13 protein-coding genes are annotated in these 16,085 nt (G+C 64.8%); 10 read left to right on the top strand and 3 right to left on the bottom strand.

Annotation, left to right across the window (positions count from 1 at the left end; genetic code table 11):
* Positions 1 to 263 precede the first annotated feature (263 nt).
* From QMG52_RS02725 to QMG52_RS02715, 3 genes are all read left to right on the top strand, one after another.
* Complete coding sequence (locus tag QMG52_RS02725; protein ID WP_283558905.1) at positions 264 to 1,694, top strand: gamma-aminobutyraldehyde dehydrogenase; 1,431 nt, start codon at positions 264 to 266, stop codon at positions 1,692 to 1,694.
* 106 nt (positions 1,695 to 1,800) lie between these two features.
* A complete protein-coding gene (gene gabT / locus QMG52_RS02720) occupies positions 1,801 to 3,162 on the top strand; it encodes a 4-aminobutyrate--2-oxoglutarate transaminase (RefSeq protein ID WP_283558904.1) in 1,362 nt (453 codons plus the stop codon).
* A 104-nt stretch (positions 3,163 to 3,266) separates the two neighbouring features.
* Positions 3,267 to 4,097: a universal stress protein gene (locus QMG52_RS02715; protein ID WP_283558903.1), complete on the top strand. Its 831-nt coding sequence runs from the start codon at positions 3,267 to 3,269 to the stop codon at positions 4,095 to 4,097.
* A 72-nt stretch (positions 4,098 to 4,169) separates the two neighbouring features.
* Here the strand turns inward: QMG52_RS02715 and rarD are convergent, their stop codons facing one another.
* Positions 4,170 to 5,267: an EamA family transporter RarD gene (rarD, locus tag QMG52_RS02710; RefSeq protein WP_502920440.1), complete on the bottom strand. Its 1,098-nt coding sequence runs from the start codon at positions 5,265 to 5,267 to the stop codon at positions 4,170 to 4,172.
* Between the two features lie 114 nt (positions 5,268 to 5,381).
* Here rarD and QMG52_RS02705 point away from each other — a divergent pair, with 114 nt between their 5' ends.
* Entirely contained in the window at positions 5,382 to 6,857 is a 1,476-nt protein-coding gene (locus tag QMG52_RS02705) for an FAD-dependent oxidoreductase (protein ID WP_283558902.1), read from the top strand.
* Positions 6,858 to 6,963: 106 nt separating this feature from the next.
* Entirely contained in the window at positions 6,964 to 8,511 is a 1,548-nt protein-coding gene (locus QMG52_RS02700) for an amino acid permease (RefSeq protein ID WP_283558901.1), read from the top strand.
* A gap of 145 nt (positions 8,512 to 8,656) precedes the next feature.
* Here the strand turns inward: QMG52_RS02700 and QMG52_RS02695 are convergent, their stop codons facing one another.
* Entirely contained in the window at positions 8,657 to 10,171 is a 1,515-nt protein-coding gene (locus QMG52_RS02695) for a catalase (protein WP_283558900.1), read from the bottom strand.
* A gap of 58 nt (positions 10,172 to 10,229) precedes the next feature.
* On the bottom strand, positions 10,230 to 10,700 hold the full coding sequence (locus QMG52_RS02690) for a Fur family transcriptional regulator (RefSeq protein WP_283558899.1): 471 nt from the start codon (positions 10,698 to 10,700) through the stop codon (positions 10,230 to 10,232).
* 150 nt (positions 10,701 to 10,850) lie between these two features.
* Between QMG52_RS02690 and QMG52_RS02685 the strand changes: the two genes are divergently transcribed.
* From QMG52_RS02685 to QMG52_RS02665, 5 genes are all read left to right on the top strand, one after another.
* The gene (locus tag QMG52_RS02685; protein ID WP_283558898.1) at positions 10,851 to 12,122 is read left to right on the top strand and encodes an MFS transporter; all 1,272 of its coding nucleotides are present in this window, start codon (positions 10,851 to 10,853) and stop codon (positions 12,120 to 12,122) included.
* 186 nt (positions 12,123 to 12,308) lie between these two features.
* Entirely contained in the window at positions 12,309 to 13,178 is an 870-nt protein-coding gene (gene htpX, locus QMG52_RS02680) for a zinc metalloprotease HtpX (protein WP_283558897.1), read from the top strand.
* A gap of 49 nt (positions 13,179 to 13,227) precedes the next feature.
* Positions 13,228 to 14,124 carry a histidine phosphatase family protein gene (locus tag QMG52_RS02675; RefSeq protein WP_283558896.1) on the top strand — a complete coding sequence of 299 codons (897 nt, stop codon included), beginning with the start codon at positions 13,228 to 13,230 and terminating at the stop codon, positions 14,122 to 14,124.
* Positions 14,111 to 15,379, top strand: a complete 1,269-nt coding sequence (locus QMG52_RS02670; RefSeq protein ID WP_283558895.1) for a sensor histidine kinase — start codon at positions 14,111 to 14,113, stop codon at positions 15,377 to 15,379. The genes QMG52_RS02675 and QMG52_RS02670 overlap by 14 nt, the downstream gene beginning before the upstream one ends.
* Positions 15,376 to 16,053: a response regulator gene (locus QMG52_RS02665; RefSeq protein ID WP_283558894.1), complete on the top strand. Its 678-nt coding sequence runs from the start codon at positions 15,376 to 15,378 to the stop codon at positions 16,051 to 16,053. Before QMG52_RS02670 ends, QMG52_RS02665 begins: the two co-directional genes overlap by 4 nt.
* The last annotated feature ends 32 nt before the right edge of the window (positions 16,054 to 16,085 follow it).

The following is a 16,085-nucleotide window of genomic DNA, read 5'->3' as shown; positions in this document are numbered from 1 at the left end:
GAAGGTCCGATAGATGTCCGGACCTCACTGCGGCACCGAGCCCCTGGCCGACGAACGGTAGGTCGGGATGTCGTTGCCGACCTTCCAAGACGGCCCTGCATCAACGGCCCTGCATAAACGGCCCTGTATAACCGCACTGAACACGCACCATTGCATAGTGCAGCCGCCCATTCACCTGTGGCGAACCCGTGGCCTAGGCTCGAGACAAGTCTCTGCCGCAGATCCGCCGCCGCAGGGGCATTCGACAGGAGAGGTTGTACACCGTGGTCCACACCCTGCAGAATTTCATCAATGGGGAATTTGTGTCCGTCAAGGGCTCGGATTCGCTGGAGATCGTCAACCCCGCGAACGGCGAGACCGTGGCCAGCGCCCCGATCTCGGAACAGGCGGACGTGGCGGCAGCCATGAGTGCCGCGGCCACGGCCTTCCGCAGCTGGCGGCGAACCACGCCGCGGGAGCGTCAGGGGCTGCTGCTTCAACTGGCCGACGCCATGGAGGCCCGTAGCGAGGACCTGGTAGAGGCCCAGCACCGCAACACCGGACAGGTGCGGCAAATGATTGCCGACGAAGAAGTGGCCACCGGTGCCGACCAGCTGCGCTTCTTTGCCGGTGCGGCCCGGCTGCTGGAGGGCAAATCCGCCGGCGAGTACATGGACGGCTTCACTTCCTTCGTCCGTCGTGAGCCCGTTGGCGTGATTGCGCAGGTGACGCCCTGGAACTACCCGTTGTTGATGGCTATTTGGAAGATCGGTCCAGCGCTCGCTGCCGGGAATACCGTGGTGCTTAAGCCCAGTGACACGACGCCCGAAAGTACGCTGGTGCTGGCCGACATCGCCAAGGACATTCTCCCCCCGGGCGTCTTCAATGTGGTGCTGGGCAACGGTGCCACCGGTGCCGCGATGGTCGAACACAAGATCCCCGCCATGGTGTCGATCACCGGCTCAGTGCGTGCCGGCATCGCCGTCGCCACCGGCGCGGCAGCGGGGTTGAAGCGGGCGCATTTGGAGCTCGGCGGTAAGGCTCCGGCGGTTGTCTTCGCCGACGCGGACCTGGGTAAAACGGCCCAGTCCATCGCTGAATTCGCGTTCTTTAATGCGGGCCAGGACTGCACCGCCATCACCCGGGTGCTGGTGGAGGAATCCGCCCACGACGAGCTGCTGGCGGCGCTCGCGACGGCGGCCAAGGGCTTGGAAACGGGGAACGAAGACGACGCCAGGAACTATTACGGACCGTTGAACAACATCAACCATTTCAACGCCGTCTGCAAGGTCGTTGAAAACATCCCGGAGCACGCCACCGTCGTAACCGGCGGTAAGCGGGTGGGTGCGAAAGGATTCTTCTTCGAGCCCACCATCGTTGATGGCGTCCGGCAGACGGACGACATTGTCCAGCAGGAAACCTTCGGCCCGGTGCTCACGGTGCAGACCTTCCGGACGGAGGAAGAGGCCGTGGAGTTGGCCAACGACGTGGATTTCGCGTTGGCCTCCAGCGTCTGGACCAGCAATCACGGGACGGCCATGCGGGTCTCACGGGACTTGGATTTCGGCGCCGTCTGGATCAATACCCACATCATGCTCACCGCGGAGATGCCGCACGGCGGGTTTAAGCAGTCGGGCTACGGCAAGGATCTGTCGATGTACGGCGTCGAGGATTACACCCGGATTAAGCATGTGATGAGCGCGCTGGACGCGTAGGACGACGGCGGCGGCCGCCGGCTTGTGGTCGGTCACGCTCTCTGGGCTGAACCTCCCAATTAGCTGAGCCTCCCAATTAACAGACAACTTTAGAAAGGCAGCAAAGATGGCAGACATCCAGTACCGGTTGGCGCAGAAGCGGCAGATCCTCGGGGCGTTCCCCGGACCCAAATCGGCGGCACTGACAGAACGGCGCAAGGCCGTGGTGGCTGGCGGAGTGGCCTCCAGCGTGCCGGTGTACGTGGCGGATGCTGACGGCGGCGTGATCGTGGACGTGGACGGCAACTCGTTCATCGACCTGGGTGCCGGCATCGCGGTGACGAGCGTCGGTGCGTCCGACCCCGCCGTCGTCGGCGCTGTTAAGGAGCAGGCGGAACACTTCACGCACACCTGTTTCATGGTCACCCCCTACGAGGGCTACATTGCCGTGGCGGAGGAGCTGGCCAAACTCACCCCGGGCGACCATGAGAAGCGCTCCGTGCTGTTTAACTCGGGGGCGGAAGCCGTGGAAAACGCCGTCAAGGTGGCACGTCTGGCCACCGGCAGGGACGCGATCGTCGCCTTTGACCACGCCTACCATGGCCGCACCAACCTGACGATGGCGCTCACCGCCAAGGCGATGCCGTACAAGACGAACTTCGGTCCGTTCGCGCCGGAGGTCTACCGGGTGCCGATGAGCTACCCTTACCGCGAAGAGTCGGACATTAAGGGTGAAGAGGCCGCCCAGCGCGCCATCACCATGATTGAAAAGCAGATTGGGTCCGATTCGGTTGCTGCCATCCTGATCGAACCGATCCAGGGCGAGGGCGGCTTCATTGTGCCGGCCGAGGGCTTCCTGCCGGCGCTGGCCGCCTGGGCCCGGGAAAAGGGCATTGTTTTCATCGCCGATGAGGTGCAGTCCGGCTTCTGCCGCACCGGGTCCTGGTTTGCCTCCCAGCACGAGGGCGTTGTCCCGGACATCATCACCATGGCCAAAGGCATTGCCGGCGGCCTGCCGCTGAGCGCCATCACCGGCCGGGCTGCCCTGCTGGACGCCGTCCACCCGGGCGGCCTGGGCGGGACCTACGGCGGGAACCCGGTGGCCTGCGCCGCCGCGCTGGCCGCGATCGGAACCATGCGGGAACTCGACCTCAATGCGCGCGCGCAGCGGATCGAAAAGATCGTGATGGACCGGCTCGGTGCACTGGCGGCGGACATGGGCGACGGCGGCATAATCGGTGACCTGCGCGGTCGGGGCGCCATGCTCGCCGTCGAACTTGTCAGGCCGGGCACGGCACAGACGACGAAGGAACCGAACCCGGAGGCCACCAAGGCCGTCGCCGCGGCGTGCGTGCAGGCCGGCGTCGTCATCCTGACCTGCGGCACCTACGGCAATGTGGTCCGGCTGCTGCCGCCGCTGGTGATCAGCGACGAGCTGCTCAAAGACGGGCTGGATGTGCTGGTGGAGGCGATCCGCGCCAACGTCTGAGACGGCGGGTAGAGTCTGAGCTACACGACCGGAACGCTGCCGGCCGGTCCTGCGCCATCATTAGGAGCGGCCGGCAGCCACAAACCCGATGAGGGGTTGTTTTGATGCGATATGTAGTTGGATATACGCCCAATGAACGCGGGGCCGACGCCATTGCCCTGGCATCCGTCATCGCACGGACCCAGGGTGCGCGCCTGGACCTGGTCTATGTCGTCGGGGACAAGGCCGCCCTGGTGCAGGACGCGGTCGCGGTCAAACGGGACGCACTGGACCTTGTTCCGAAAGGCGTGCAGGCCGAATTCCATGTTCGGGCTGCGGATTCCTTTGCCAGCGGGCTGATTGAGGCCGCCGTTGAGTATTCGGCTCTGCTGATCGTGGTTGGCGCCGCCAGCAACGGGCTGTTCAAGCGTTTCACCGTCGGCAGTGTGGCCAACGCGCTGCTGCATGCCTCGCCGGTGCCCGTGGCGCTGGCACCGCGCGGCTATCAGCGCACGGAACCGCTCACGCGGCTGACGGCCATGGTGGGGACCCGCGAGGGCTGGGAATCCGTCACGGACGTCGGGATCAACGCGGCGGGCCGGCGCGATCTGCCGCTTCGTCTGGTGTCTGTGGTGGAGCTCGACGAACTCATGCAGCGGCATTACGAGTTGAGCAATGCACTCAGCCCTGCCCGCCAGCATGCCAACACCGTGCTGACCGAGGCCGCGCAACGGCGCTCGGGCGGGTCCACGACGGTGACTCTGGCGCATGGCCGGACCATCGAGGAAGCGGTCGACAGCCTGGGCTGGGAGGACGGCGAACTCGTCATCGTCGGGTCCAGCCGGCTGGCGGAGCGTCGGAAGCTGTTCATGGGCGCAACTGCCAACAAGATTCTGCGCGCCCTGCCGGTGCCGATGGTGGTCGTTCCCCGGGACTACGAGCGGATCGACGGCTAGCGACTGCGCCAGCGCAGCCCTGAGGCAGCGCAGGCCTGAGGGCCTGAGGCAGCGCAGGCCTGAGGCAGCGGCTCAGTCGCTTGGAAGGGGCGGCGCAGCATGGGTGTCGCGGGCTTGCCCCGGCTTCGCGGCCGGAGTTGCCGAGGGCGCGGCTGGCATTGCGGAGCGGGCCCGGCGCAGGCTCCGGTTCTGTCCGTAATTGCGGAGCATATCAACGGTAAGCAGCACCAGCGCCAGCCAGACGATGCAAAAGCCGATCCACCGTTCCGGGCCCATTTCTTCGCCCAGCACTGTGATGGCGAGAATGAACTGGATGACAGGGGTGAAATACTGCAGCAGTCCTATCGTGGTCATCGGGAGCCGTCGGGCAGCAGCTCCAAAAAACAGCAACGGCACCGCAGTAATAATTCCGGAGGCGGCCATCAGCCAGAAATGCCCCGCGCCGAGGGTGCCAAGCGTGTCCCGACCGTTGAGCGAGAGGACGATCATAAAGACGGCGGCGAACGGCGCCAGCACCGCGGTTTCAATGCTCAGGCTCGATGCCGCATCAACCCTGGGCCCGACCCGCTTCTTCATGAACCCGTACAGACCAAAGCTGGCGGCCAGGACCAGGGCGATCCACGGCAGCCTGCCGTAGCCGATTGTCAGCACGACGACGGCGGCAAACCCGACGCCGACGGCAGCCCACTGCAGGCGGCGCAGCTTCTCTTTCAGGAAGATGACGCCCAGCAGTACGGAGACCAACGGATTGATGAAATAGCCCAGCGACGCCTCGATGGCCTGGCCGCTGGTGACGCCGAACGTATAGGTCAGCCAGTTCACCGCAATCAGTGCGGCGGCGACGGAAAGGTTGCCCAAGATGCGTTTGTTCCGTACGGCCGCGATCAGCTGCGGCCATGCCTTGGTCACAGTCAGCAGAAGGGCACAAAAGCCCAGCGACCAGACGACCCGGTTCGCCACGATTTCGACCGGGCCGGCGGGTACGAGCCAGATGAAGTAGACCGGCAGGAGACCCCAGAGGCTGTAGGCGCCCATCCCGAACAGCACGCCTGCGGTAGAGTCGCTTCGCGGTAGGCGCCCGGGTGTTGAAGCGCCGGGGATGGACTTGAGGGAAGAGTTGCTCGCAGACACATGTCCAATAACATCAGTATTCTCGACAGTATTCCGCATCACGTCTTTGCTCCGCAGCTGAAGCCGCCATTTAGACTGGTAGCTGGTGGCCGCGGATGTCCCTGTGCCGCGCAGCCTCTCTCTTGCTGATCGATCGTTTGGAAGGACCCTCCTGTGTCTATCTCGGCAGCCGTCCACCCTCTTCGGGTGGCCATCATCGGTTCGGGCCCGGCCGGCGTCTATGCCGCGGATATTCTGACCAAGTCCCAAGAAGTGCGCGGCGGCGATGTCGAGGTCAGTATTGATCTTTTTGAGTCCTACCCGGCCCCGTACGGCCTGATCCGTTATGGCGTGGCCCCGGATCATCCCCGGATTAAAGGCATTGTGAACGCCCTGCATAAGGTCCTGGACCGCGGTGACATCCGCTTCCTGGGCAACGTGACCTACGGCCGGGATCTGACCTTGTCCGATATCCGCCACCTCTACGATGCCGTCATCTTCTCCACCGGCGCCATCAAGGACTCCGGCCTGGACATTCCGGGCGTGGAGCTGGAGGGCTCGTTTGGCGGGGCGGATTTTGTCTCCTGGTATGACGGGCATCCTGATGTGCCGCGGGAGTGGCCGTTGGAGGCGAAGCACGTTGCCGTGATCGGGAACGGCAATGTGGCTCTGGATGTGGCGCGGATGCTCTCCAAACATGCCGAGGACTTGTTGGTGACGGAGATTGCGGACAATGTGTACCGGGGGTTGAAGTCCTCGCCGGTGACGGATGTGCATATATTTGGCCGCCGCGGGCCGGCGCAGGTGAAGTTCACGCCGCTGGAGCTGCGGGAGCTGTCGCATTCGAAGGATGTGGACATTGTCTTGTATCCGGAGGATTTTGTCTTTGACGCGGCCTCGGATGAGGCGATCCGGTCGAATAACCAGGTCAAGACCATGGTCAACACCCTGACGAACTGGCTGGTGGAGGAGCCGTCCCACGCTGACAAGCCGGCTTCCAGGCGGCTGCACCTGCATTTCCTGCACAGCCCGGTCGAAATCGTCGGCACGGACGGCAAAGTCAGTGGGATGAAGTTTGAACGCAATGAGCTGGACGGCACCGGCCGTGCCCGCGGTACCGGTGAGATTGTTCACTACCCGGTGCAGGCCGTCTACCGGGCCATCGGCTACTTCGGCTCGGAACTGCCCGAGGTGGGCTTTGATGCGGCGCGCGGCGTCATTCCCAATGAGGCGGGCCGGGTGCTGGATGCGGACGGTAAACCGGTTCCCGGCATCTACGCCACCGGCTGGATCAAACGCGGTCCCGTCGGTTTGATCGGCAGTACCAAGGGGGACGCCTTGGAGACTATCGGCTGCCTGCTGGAGGATCGGCTGAGTCTGCCCCGGGCCGAGAAGCCAGAGGAGCAAGCTGTCATCGATCTGCTGGAATCCCGCGGTGTGCAGTACACGAGCTGGGAGGGCTGGCTGAAGCTGGACGCGCATGAGGAAACACTTGGCGCTGAGTACGTTCGTGCCGACGACGGAACCGGCCTCGGCGAGGACACCGCCGCCAAGCGCCCACGGGTAAAGGTGGTGCCGCGGGAGGATATGATTTCCATTTCGCGCGGCACGTCGGCCGAAATCAGCCCCCGGAACACGCCCGGGGAATGACGGTTCGTCTCACTGTCTGAGACGACGGCAGTGCCCGGGCGGGCGAAGCAGGTGCGGGTTCGGTACCGTAGATGGGTCCCTTCGGCTCCAACCATGACGGATTTCCATGAATTTACTGCGCACAAAGTCCATTGAAAGCTCCCTCCGCGATGCCCAAGAGCCCGGACGGACCCTCAAACGCTCCCTCAATACCTGGGACCTGATGATCATGGGAATCGCCGTGGCCGTGGGCGCCGGCATCTTCTCCGTCGGGGCCAAAGCCGCCGCACACAATGCCGGTCCGGCCGTGACGGTCAGCTTCATTCTGGCGGCGCTCACCTGCGCATTGGCGATCATGTGCTACGCGGAGTTTGCCACGGCCATCCCCGTCACTGGCAGTGCCTACGTCTTTACCTACGCCACCATGGGGGAGCTGCTGGCCTGGATTATCGGCTGGAACCTGATTTTGGAACTGCTCATGGCCGGCTCCGTGATCGCCAAGTACTGGGGCGTATATCTCAGCGACTTCCTGCAGGCCGTGAATGTCAATATCCCTGCCCAGCTGCATCTGGGCTCCGTGACCCTTTACTGGGGACCGTTGGTCGTCGTCGCCGTCTTTACCACGGTGCTGGTGCTCGGCACGAAGCTGTCCGCGCGGGTCAACAGCGTCTTCACCATTATCAAAATAGCGATCGTCCTCTTCGTAATCGTGGTTGGGTTCTTCTTCGTCAAGGCACAGAACTACACACCCTTCGTGCCGGAGTCCGCGCCGGCGCCGGCAACCGGCGGATCCTGGACCGAGCAGCCGTTCCTGTCCTTTTTGAGCGGGGCCAACCCGGCCATGTACGGTTTCACCGGTGTGATCTCCGGCGCCGCGCTGGTCTTCTTCGCTTTCATCGGCTTCGACGTTGTCGCGACCAGCGCCGAGGAGGTCAAGAACCCGAAAAAGACCCTGCCGCGTGGAATCTTTGCCGGGCTCGCCGTGGTCACGGTGCTGTATATCCTGGTCACCCTGGTGGTAACAGGCATGGTGTCCTACCAGGATCTGGCCAAAGCAGCGGATCCGTCCTTGGCAACCGCGTTCCACCTCGTGGGTGCGGACTGGGCCGTCGTAGTCATTTCCCTCGGTTCCCTGATCGGCCTGACCACAGTGATCATGGTGTTGCTGATGGGTCTTGCCCGGGTCACCATGGCGATGAGCCGCGACGGGTTGTTGCCCCGCGCATTGAGCAAGACTTCCGCAAAACGCAGCACTCCCGCGCGGACACAGATCATCTGTGGCGGGTTGGTGGCACTGCTTGCAGGCTTCACGCCGGTTGATCTGCTGGCCGAGATGATCAACATCGGCACGCTGTCCGCCTTTGTCATGGTGAGCCTCGGGATTTTGGTGCTGCGCCGCAAACGCCCGGACCTCAAACCCTCCTTCCGGGTACCGTTTGGCCCTGTCATCCCGGTGGCCTCGGCCCTGCTGTGCATCTACCTGATGTTCAACCTGGCCACTTTGACCTGGGTCTTCTTCGCCATCTGGCTGGTGGCAGGTCTAGTGATCTACTTCTCCTACGGAGCATGGAATTCCCGGCTGGGCAGGCAGTTGAAGAGCAGCCGCTCCGGCGAAGGTGTTAGCAGCGGTTCGGCGGCGGCCGACGACGGCGACAAGGTCTCGATCGACGCCTGAGTACGGTCGCGGGGAAATCGGGCCGCAGCGCGGACGCAGAAAGGGCGGCTTCCCGCTGAGGGAAACCGCCCTTTCTGCTCAGTACTGTGTGCAGCTCAGTACCGTGTGCAGCTCAGTACCGTGTCGTACTCAGTCCGTGTTGGACCTAGTACTTGGTGGCCGCTTCCGCATCCGATTCGATGCTTTCGCCGGCGCCCAGGTTGGCGCGAAGCTTGGCGCCGAGGTCCGAATCCACCTTGGTCCAGTAGCCGATGGCGCGTTCCTTGATGCCGCCGTCCTGGACGCCGCCCACGGCGCCGGTGATGGTTTCCAGCAGCCGGGCGCGTTCGCCGTCGTCGAACACCTCGCGGTAGAGCGTGCCGGCTTGGCCGAAGTCATCATCGGCCGAGTGCAGGGAATGTGCCGAGAGCGTCAGTGCGCCGTCGTTCTCCCAGCCGCCGCCGACAGTTGCCGGCTCAACGGCCGCCGCGCCGCCCTTGGAGTTCGGTGCGTAAACCGGGGTGCTGGCGTCGTTGAAGGTGTAACGGGCAGCACCGTTCTGGCTGTAGTTGTTCACCTGGTTCTTCGGCGCGTTCACCGGCAGCTGGGCGTGGTTGGTGCCCACCCGGTAGCGGTGTGCGTCCGCGTAGGAGAAGATGCGGGCCTGCAGCATCTTGTCCGGGCTGCCGGCGATGCCGGGCACGAAGTTCGACGGTGCGAAGGCGGCCTGCTCGATCTGCGCGAAGTAGTTCTCCGGGTTCCTGTCCAGTGTCATCGTGCCGACCTTGATCAGCGGGTAGTCCTTCTTGGACCAGATCTTGGTCAGGTCAAACGGATTGAACCGGTAGTCCTTGGCATCCGCATACGGCATGATCTGCACGTGCAGGTCCCAGGAGGGGAAATTGCCGGTCTCGATGTTGTCGTGCAGGTCGCGGATGTAGTAGTCCGCGTCCGAGCCGGCCAGCTGCTCGGCCTCGTCGCCGCTCATGGCGTTCACACCCTGATTGGAGTGAAAATGGTACTTGACCCAGAACTGCTCGCCGGCTGCGTTGATCCACTGGTAGGTGTGCGAGCCGTAGCCCTGCATCTGACGCCAGGAGGCCGGCAGCCCGCGGTCGCCCATCAGCCAGGTGACCTGGTGCGCGGACTCGGGGGAGAGGGTCCAGAAGTCCCACTGCATGTCGGCGTCGCGCAGGTTGGAGCCGGGAAGGCGCTTCTGGCTGTGGATGAAGTCCGGGAACTTGATGCCGTCGCGGATGAAGAAGACCGGGGTGTTGTTGCCGACCAGGTCGTAGTTGCCCTCGGTGGTGTAGAACTTCGTGGAGAAGCCGCGCGGGTCGCGCCAGGTGTCCGGCGAGCCCGCCTCACCCGCCACAGAGGAGAAACGGGTCAGCGTTTCGGTCTCCACGCCGGGCTGGAACAGCGCAGCCTTGGTGTAGGCGGAGACGTCCTCGGTGGTCTTGAAAGTGCCGAACGCGCCGCCGCCCTTGGCATGCACCACGCGCTCCGGGACCCGCTCGCGGTTGAACTGGGCCAGCTTTTCGACCAGGTAGTGGTCGGTCAGCGCGATGGCGCCGTCGGCACCGGTTGACTGGGCGTGCGCGTCACTGATGACGGGGGCACCCGACTGAGTTGTGGAATGCGGCACCGCTGAATTTGGCACGATGGAATGGTCAGTCATATCTCTCCTTGGTGGGGGTGGGGGTGGTTAGGTTGGATAGGGAAAGCCCGTGTGATGATCAGCCGGTTTGCCGATCAGCGGGTTCGCCGGCGGCGCAGTCGGCGCAGATGCCCTGGTACAGCACATCCGCGACGGTGATGTGGCCGATGATGGCGCCGGCGCTCATACCTGGCGTCAGGCACGGGGCGTGTCCGACGGCGCAGTCCACGTCTTCGATCCGTCCGCAGCCGGTGCAAATGGCGTGGTGGTGGTTGTCTCCGGTCCGTGTTTCATAACGGGCCGGCGAGTTGGGCGGCTCGATCCGGCGCAGCATGCCCAGCCCGGTGAGGTCCGCCAGCACCACGTAGACGGACTGCACCGTCAGCTGGGGCAGTTCCGCCCGTGCCGCCGAGGCTACGGCTTCGGCGGTGGCATGCGGAGAACGGGCGACGGCGGCAAGTACAGCGAGGCGCTGCTTGGTCACCCGGCGGTCGTGGTCATGCAGTTGCTGCGTCCACACTTCCCCGCTGGTGCCCTGCGTCGTCCTCATGCCTCCAGTCAACCACTTATTCCGACAAAGTCGCAATAAGGGCATCTTAAGGTCTGACGGCGGTTCTTGGTTTTGACGGCCGGCCCCGGGAACCATGCGGCCGCCAACGCCCGTAGCACCGCCGTGGCATGCTGCCGCTAGGCTTGACCGGTGCAAAAACTCCTGGCGGACATCACGCCTCTGCAGGAAAGCCCTGACTTCCGGCGGCTGTGGCTGGGACTGGGCCTGTCCTCGATTGGGACCCAGTTGACAGTGGTGGCGGTGAGCCTGGAGGTGTACAGCCTCAGCCAGTCCACGCTCGCCGTCGGTGTGCTGGGCATCTTCGCTTTGGTGCCCCTTGTCATTGCGGGCCTGTACGGCGGTTCCATTGTGGATGCACATGACCGCCGGACGGTGGCGCTGCTGTCCGCCGGAGTCTTGTGGCTGGTGACAATTTGCATCGCGTTGCAGGCCTGGCTCGGAGTGCATGAAGTTCTGGTGCTTTACCTCCTTGTCGCCGTGCAGTCCGCCGCCGCGGGGATCAACCAGCCGGCCCGCAGCGCCATCATCCCCCGGCTGGTGCGGCGCGAACTCCTTCCCGCGGCCAATGCGCTGAGCATGATCGTCTTTGGCCTGGGCACCACCGTCGGGCCACTGGCCGCGGGGGTGCTGGTGGCAAGCGTCGGTTACAGCTGGACTTACACCGTGGACGTGCTGACATTCACGGCCTCCCTCTGGGCTCTGTTCAAACTTCCATCGCTGCCGCCCGAAGGCGCGGTGCGACGGGCTGGTTTCCGCTCCGTGCTGGAGGGTCTGAAATTCCTCGGCAGCCGCCCCAACGTCCGGATGACGTTCCTGGTGGACTTGTGCGCCATGATTTTCGCCATGCCGCGTGCACTGCTGCCGGCCGTCGGCGCCGTCTGGCTAGGCGGAGGAGCGGCGACGGCGGGTCTGCTGCTCGCGGCGATAGCGGCCGGCTCTTTGCTGGCGGCGCTCTTCTCCGGTCCGTTGGGCCACATCCGCCGGCAGGGGCTGGCGGTGGTCTGGAGCATCACCATCTGGGGCGCTTCCATTACCGGCATGGGCACCGTGATTCTGCTGGGCGGCCATTACGCCGGCCAGGGCACCTCACCGTGGATCATCGGCGCCGTCTTCGCCCTGGTGGTGTCCGGCGTCGCAGACTCGGTGAGCGGCGTCTTCCGGTCAACCATCCTGCAGTCCGCCACGCCGGATAATATGCGCGGCAGGCTGCAGGGCGTCTTCATCGTCGTCGTCGCCGGCGGTCCACGGCTGGGCGACCTGTTTGCCGGCGGCACAGGCCAACGCCTGGGCGAGGCGATGGCCGCCATTGTCGGCGGCATTTTGTGCATCCTGGCCGTTTGGCTGATGGCCCGGCTCCAGCCCCGGTTCCTCCGCTACGACGCGCTGCACCCCGAGCCGTGACCGCGGCTGCATGGTGTCGGATGGGAGTCCCACCACGAAACGAACGAGCAAAATGTCGACTCCTGACCATTTCACTGTTGTGTTCTGCTGCCCGACCCGCGCTGAAGTGGGGGCGGGAACATGGGGGCCTGCTCGGCCGTTTCCATTAGTGTCCGGCAGGCGTCGGCCGTCAAAGGAGAAACGAACGTGCACAGGCATTTCAACGGGTTGAAAACCGCTGCTCTTTTCGGCGTGCTGTGGGTGGTGCTGCTGGCAATCGGAGGGATGCTCGCCACCGGGATGCGCAGCTCGGCCCCGATCTGGATCATGGCGTTGATCGGCGTCGGGACAACGGCGTACGGCTACTGGAATTCGGATAAAATCGCCATCCGCTCCATGCAGGCCTATCCGGTGACCCAGGAGCAGGCGCCGGGCATTTATCAGATCGTGCGGGAACTCTCCACCAAGGCCAATCAGCCGATGCCCCGGATCTACGTTTCCCCCACCTTGGCTCCGAATGCCTTTGCCACCGGGCGCAATCCGCGCAATGCCGCGGTATGTTGCACGCAAGGGATCCTGAACATTCTCACCGAACGTGAGCTGCGCGGCGTGCTCGGCCACGAGCTCATGCACGTCTACAACCGGGACATTTTGACGTCGTCCGTCGCCGCCGCCGTAGCCGGTGTCATCACCTCCGTGGCCCAATTCGCGCTCTTCTTCGGCGGCGGTCGCGATAATCGGAACGCCAATCCGCTGGCCATGATCGCCATGGCACTGCTCGCGCCGCTGGCCGCGTCGGTGATCCAGTTGGCCATCAGCCGGACCCGCGAATATGATGCCGACGAGGACGGTTCAACGCTGACGGATGATCCACTGGCACTGGCATCCGCATTACGCAAACTGGAGCGAGGGGTGGAGCAGGCACCGCTGCCACGGAAGCAGGACCTGGTCAACACCAGCCACCTGATGATCGCCAATCCATTCCGCGGTGCGGCGGGGCGGATGTTCTCCACGCACCCTCCGGTGCCGGAGCGGATTGCCCGGCTGGAACGGATGGCAGGACGTGCGCTGAACTAGTTCCCCACTGTTCGAACACTTCGACCACGCTTTTCAGGGACAATTGAGCATGCGACTGATCCTCATCCGGCACGGCCAAACGCCGTCAAATGTACGCAACCTGCTGGATACGGCGGTGCCTGGCCCCGGTCTGACCGACCTTGGCCGGCGGCAGGCGCTGGCCATCCCGGCCGCGCTGGCCTGGCTCGACGGCACGGATCCGCTGGCGGCGCTCTACGTTTCCAACCAGACGCGGGCCCAGCTGACCGCGGCGCCGCTGGCCGCCGCCTTGGGGCTGGAGCCCAGGATCCGTTCCGGGCTGCGCGAGATCAGTGCCGGGGGGTTGGAGATGCAGGGCGATCTGCAATCCATCGGGGCCTACCTGGAGGTGGTGCGGGACTGGATCCAGGGCAAACCCGAAATCCGGATGCCCGGGGCGGACACCGGCAACGACGTCCTGGCGCGTTTTGACGCCGTCGTCCGGGAGGCCGAGCTGGCGTCCGGAGGTGGCACGGTCGCCATGGTCAGCCACGGCGCCATGATCCGCACCTGGTCCGCCTGCCGCGCCGGGAACCTGGACCCGGAACATCCGGAAAATTATGCGCTCAGCAATACCGGCATCGTGGTGTTGGAAGGCTCGACGACGGCGTTGCCCGGTAAGGCTGGGTCCGGCACCTCTGCGTCCCGGGCCGCCGGCGGGACGGGTGGCGGCGCCGCCAACGGGCGCGGCCGGGACCGGACGTGGGAGGTGGTGAGCTGGCAGAGCCAGCCCGCGGGCGGCCTGGCTCTGGCCGACACCACAGCGGACGGCCCAACCGACGATTCGGATGCAGACGGATTCGCCCACGGCCCGAGCGCCACCACCGCCTCAGGCCCCGCTGCCGGGCCTGCCGCTGGCTCTGCGGCTGGTCCCGCGGCCGGCGTGCGCCTGGAGCAGCCGGGATTGCGGCGCAATGCCAGCGACTAAACGTCTCGATCTGGCTGCACAGATGGCAGCACTGCCGCGGTTGAGACTGAAAAAAATCAGCTGGGCGTGGTTGGGTTTCATCACCGCCTGCGTTGCCCTGATGGCCGTCGGCGCCCCACTGAACGTGAATCTGTACAAGATGCCGCTCCCCTTCGCCCTGGGCATGGCCATTCTCCATACCGGCTCCCTGGCCTTGACGGTGGTCCGTCCCGTGCCCGGCGGGCTCCTGTCCCTGCTGCCGCTGGCGGTGATGCCGCTGGTCTCCACGCCGCCGGGCTCCGCCCCGATGCCATTCAGCGTGGTCGCAATGCTGACTCAGATTCTAGTGATGTGCGTGGCCGGTCTGCGGAGCCACTGGATGCTGCCGGCGGTGATCTGGCTGCTGAGCATCTTCATCGGCGTCGCGGTGAATTATCGGGGCATGCCTGCCTACGTTCCGCTGGGCGCTGAAATGAACGTGGTCGTGTTCGCCTCGGTGTCCGGTGGCCTGATGGTGGCGGCCGTCATCACCCAGCAGTGGCAGAACATCCGTCGGCAACTCCTGGCGGAACGCAACGTGTCAGCGGAAGAACAGTCCATGCGCCGTCTCGCCGAGGAAAGGGCCCGGATCGCCCGTGAACTGCACGACGTGGTGGCACACGGAATGTCTATTGTGGTGGTCCAAGCCACGACGGCGCAGTACCGTCATCCCGATCTGGACAAGACACTGAAACAGGAATTCGATGACATTGCGGCGAACTCCAGACGGGCCATGACGGAGATGCGCAGCATGCTCGGTGCACTGCGCAGCGACGGCACGGCCCGCGATCTGTCCCCGCAGCCCGGGCTGACGGATATTCCCCAGCTGGTTGCGGCTGCGCGGACGGCCGGCGTTGATGTCGCCGTCGATTCGGACTCGGAGAGCCTGGGCGCGGCCGAGGCCGTCGATGTCAGCGAGGTCATCGGCCTGACGGCATACCGCATCGCCCAGGAGGCTCTGAGCAATGTGATCCGGCATGCGCCGGGGGCCACGGTTACGCTCTCCCTGCGCCCGATAGCACGGACGCTCCAGCTGGAGATCACCAACGGGCCTTCCGGAATCGGCGCGGTGCTGGCGCAGCTTGACCGTACGCATCCCGGACAGGGACTGATCGGGATGCGGGAGCGGGCCAGCATTGTCGGTGGATCCGTGCAGTGCACGCCGCTGAGCAACGGAGGCTTTTTGGTCAGGGCCACACTGCCGCTGGTCACGATGGGAACGGGCGGGACGAAATGACGATTCGCGTGTTGTTGGTGGATGATCAGGCCATGGTGCGGGCCGGATTCGCGGCCCTGCTGGACGCCCAGAATGACATAGACGTCGTCGGTCAGGCGCAGGACGGCGCCGAGGCCGTGAGTCTGGCAGCGGCGCTGATCCCGGACGTGGTCCTGATGGACGTGCGCATGCCGGTCATGAACGGACTCGAGGCCGCCCGGAAAATCCTCGGTTCAAAGGACTCCGCGCACGAGGCGGCCACGACGCACGTGCTCATGCTGACAACCTTTGACGCGGACGACTATGTTTATGACGCCCTGCGGCTCGGTGCCAGCGGCTTCCTGCTCAAGGATGCGATGGCCGACGAGCTGGTGGCGGCGGTCAGGATCGTGGCCGCCGGTGAAGCGCTGCTGGCACCGTCTGTCACGAGGCGTCTGATCGAGCAGTTTGCCAACAGCCAGCCCCGACCCGCGCCCTGCACGGAGCGGCTCGGCGGCCTGACGGAACGCGAGCGCGAGGTGATGGTTCTGGTGGGACGAGGCCTTTCAAATCAGGAAATTGCCGCCGAGCTCTACATCGCGGAGCAGACGGTCAAGACGCATGTCAGCAAAATCCTGGCCAAACTCTCGCTCCGGGACAGGGTGCAGGCCGTGGTGCTGTGTTACGACACGGGGCTGGTCAAACCCGCCGGATGACCTCGGTCCCGGCGGGTCCGATCAGTGGCCGG

The organism is Paenarthrobacter sp. PH39-S1 (assembly GCF_030063245.1).
Classification (GTDB): Bacteria; Actinomycetota; Actinomycetes; order Actinomycetales; family Micrococcaceae; genus Arthrobacter_M.
The sequence above is the reverse complement of the archived record's forward strand: the minus strand, read 5'-3'. Positions and strand labels throughout refer to the sequence as shown.

Excerpts from the sequence above, each read along its gene's own strand:
- QMG52_RS02715 (WP_283558903.1), top strand. The coding sequence starts at position 3,267 with ATGCGATATGTAGTTGGATATACGCCCAATGAACGCGGGGCCGACGCC.
- gabT (WP_283558904.1), top strand. The coding sequence starts at position 1,801 with ATGGCAGACATCCAGTACCGGTTGGCGCAGAAGCGGCAGATCCTCGGG.
- rarD (WP_502920440.1), bottom strand. The coding sequence starts at position 5,267 with ATGCGGAATACTGTCGAGAATACTGATGTTATTGGACATGTGTCTGCG.
- QMG52_RS02690 (WP_283558899.1), bottom strand. The coding sequence starts at position 10,700 with ATGAGGACGACGCAGGGCACCAGCGGGGAAGTGTGGACGCAGCAACTG.
- QMG52_RS02675 (WP_283558896.1), top strand. The coding sequence starts at position 13,228 with ATGCGACTGATCCTCATCCGGCACGGCCAAACGCCGTCAAATGTACGC.
- QMG52_RS02670 (WP_283558895.1), top strand. The coding sequence starts at position 14,111 with ATGCCAGCGACTAAACGTCTCGATCTGGCTGCACAGATGGCAGCACTG.
- QMG52_RS02700 (WP_283558901.1), top strand. The coding sequence starts at position 6,964 with ATGAATTTACTGCGCACAAAGTCCATTGAAAGCTCCCTCCGCGATGCC.
- QMG52_RS02695 (WP_283558900.1), bottom strand. The coding sequence starts at position 10,171 with ATGACTGACCATTCCATCGTGCCAAATTCAGCGGTGCCGCATTCCACA.
- QMG52_RS02665 (WP_283558894.1), top strand. The coding sequence starts at position 15,376 with ATGACGATTCGCGTGTTGTTGGTGGATGATCAGGCCATGGTGCGGGCC.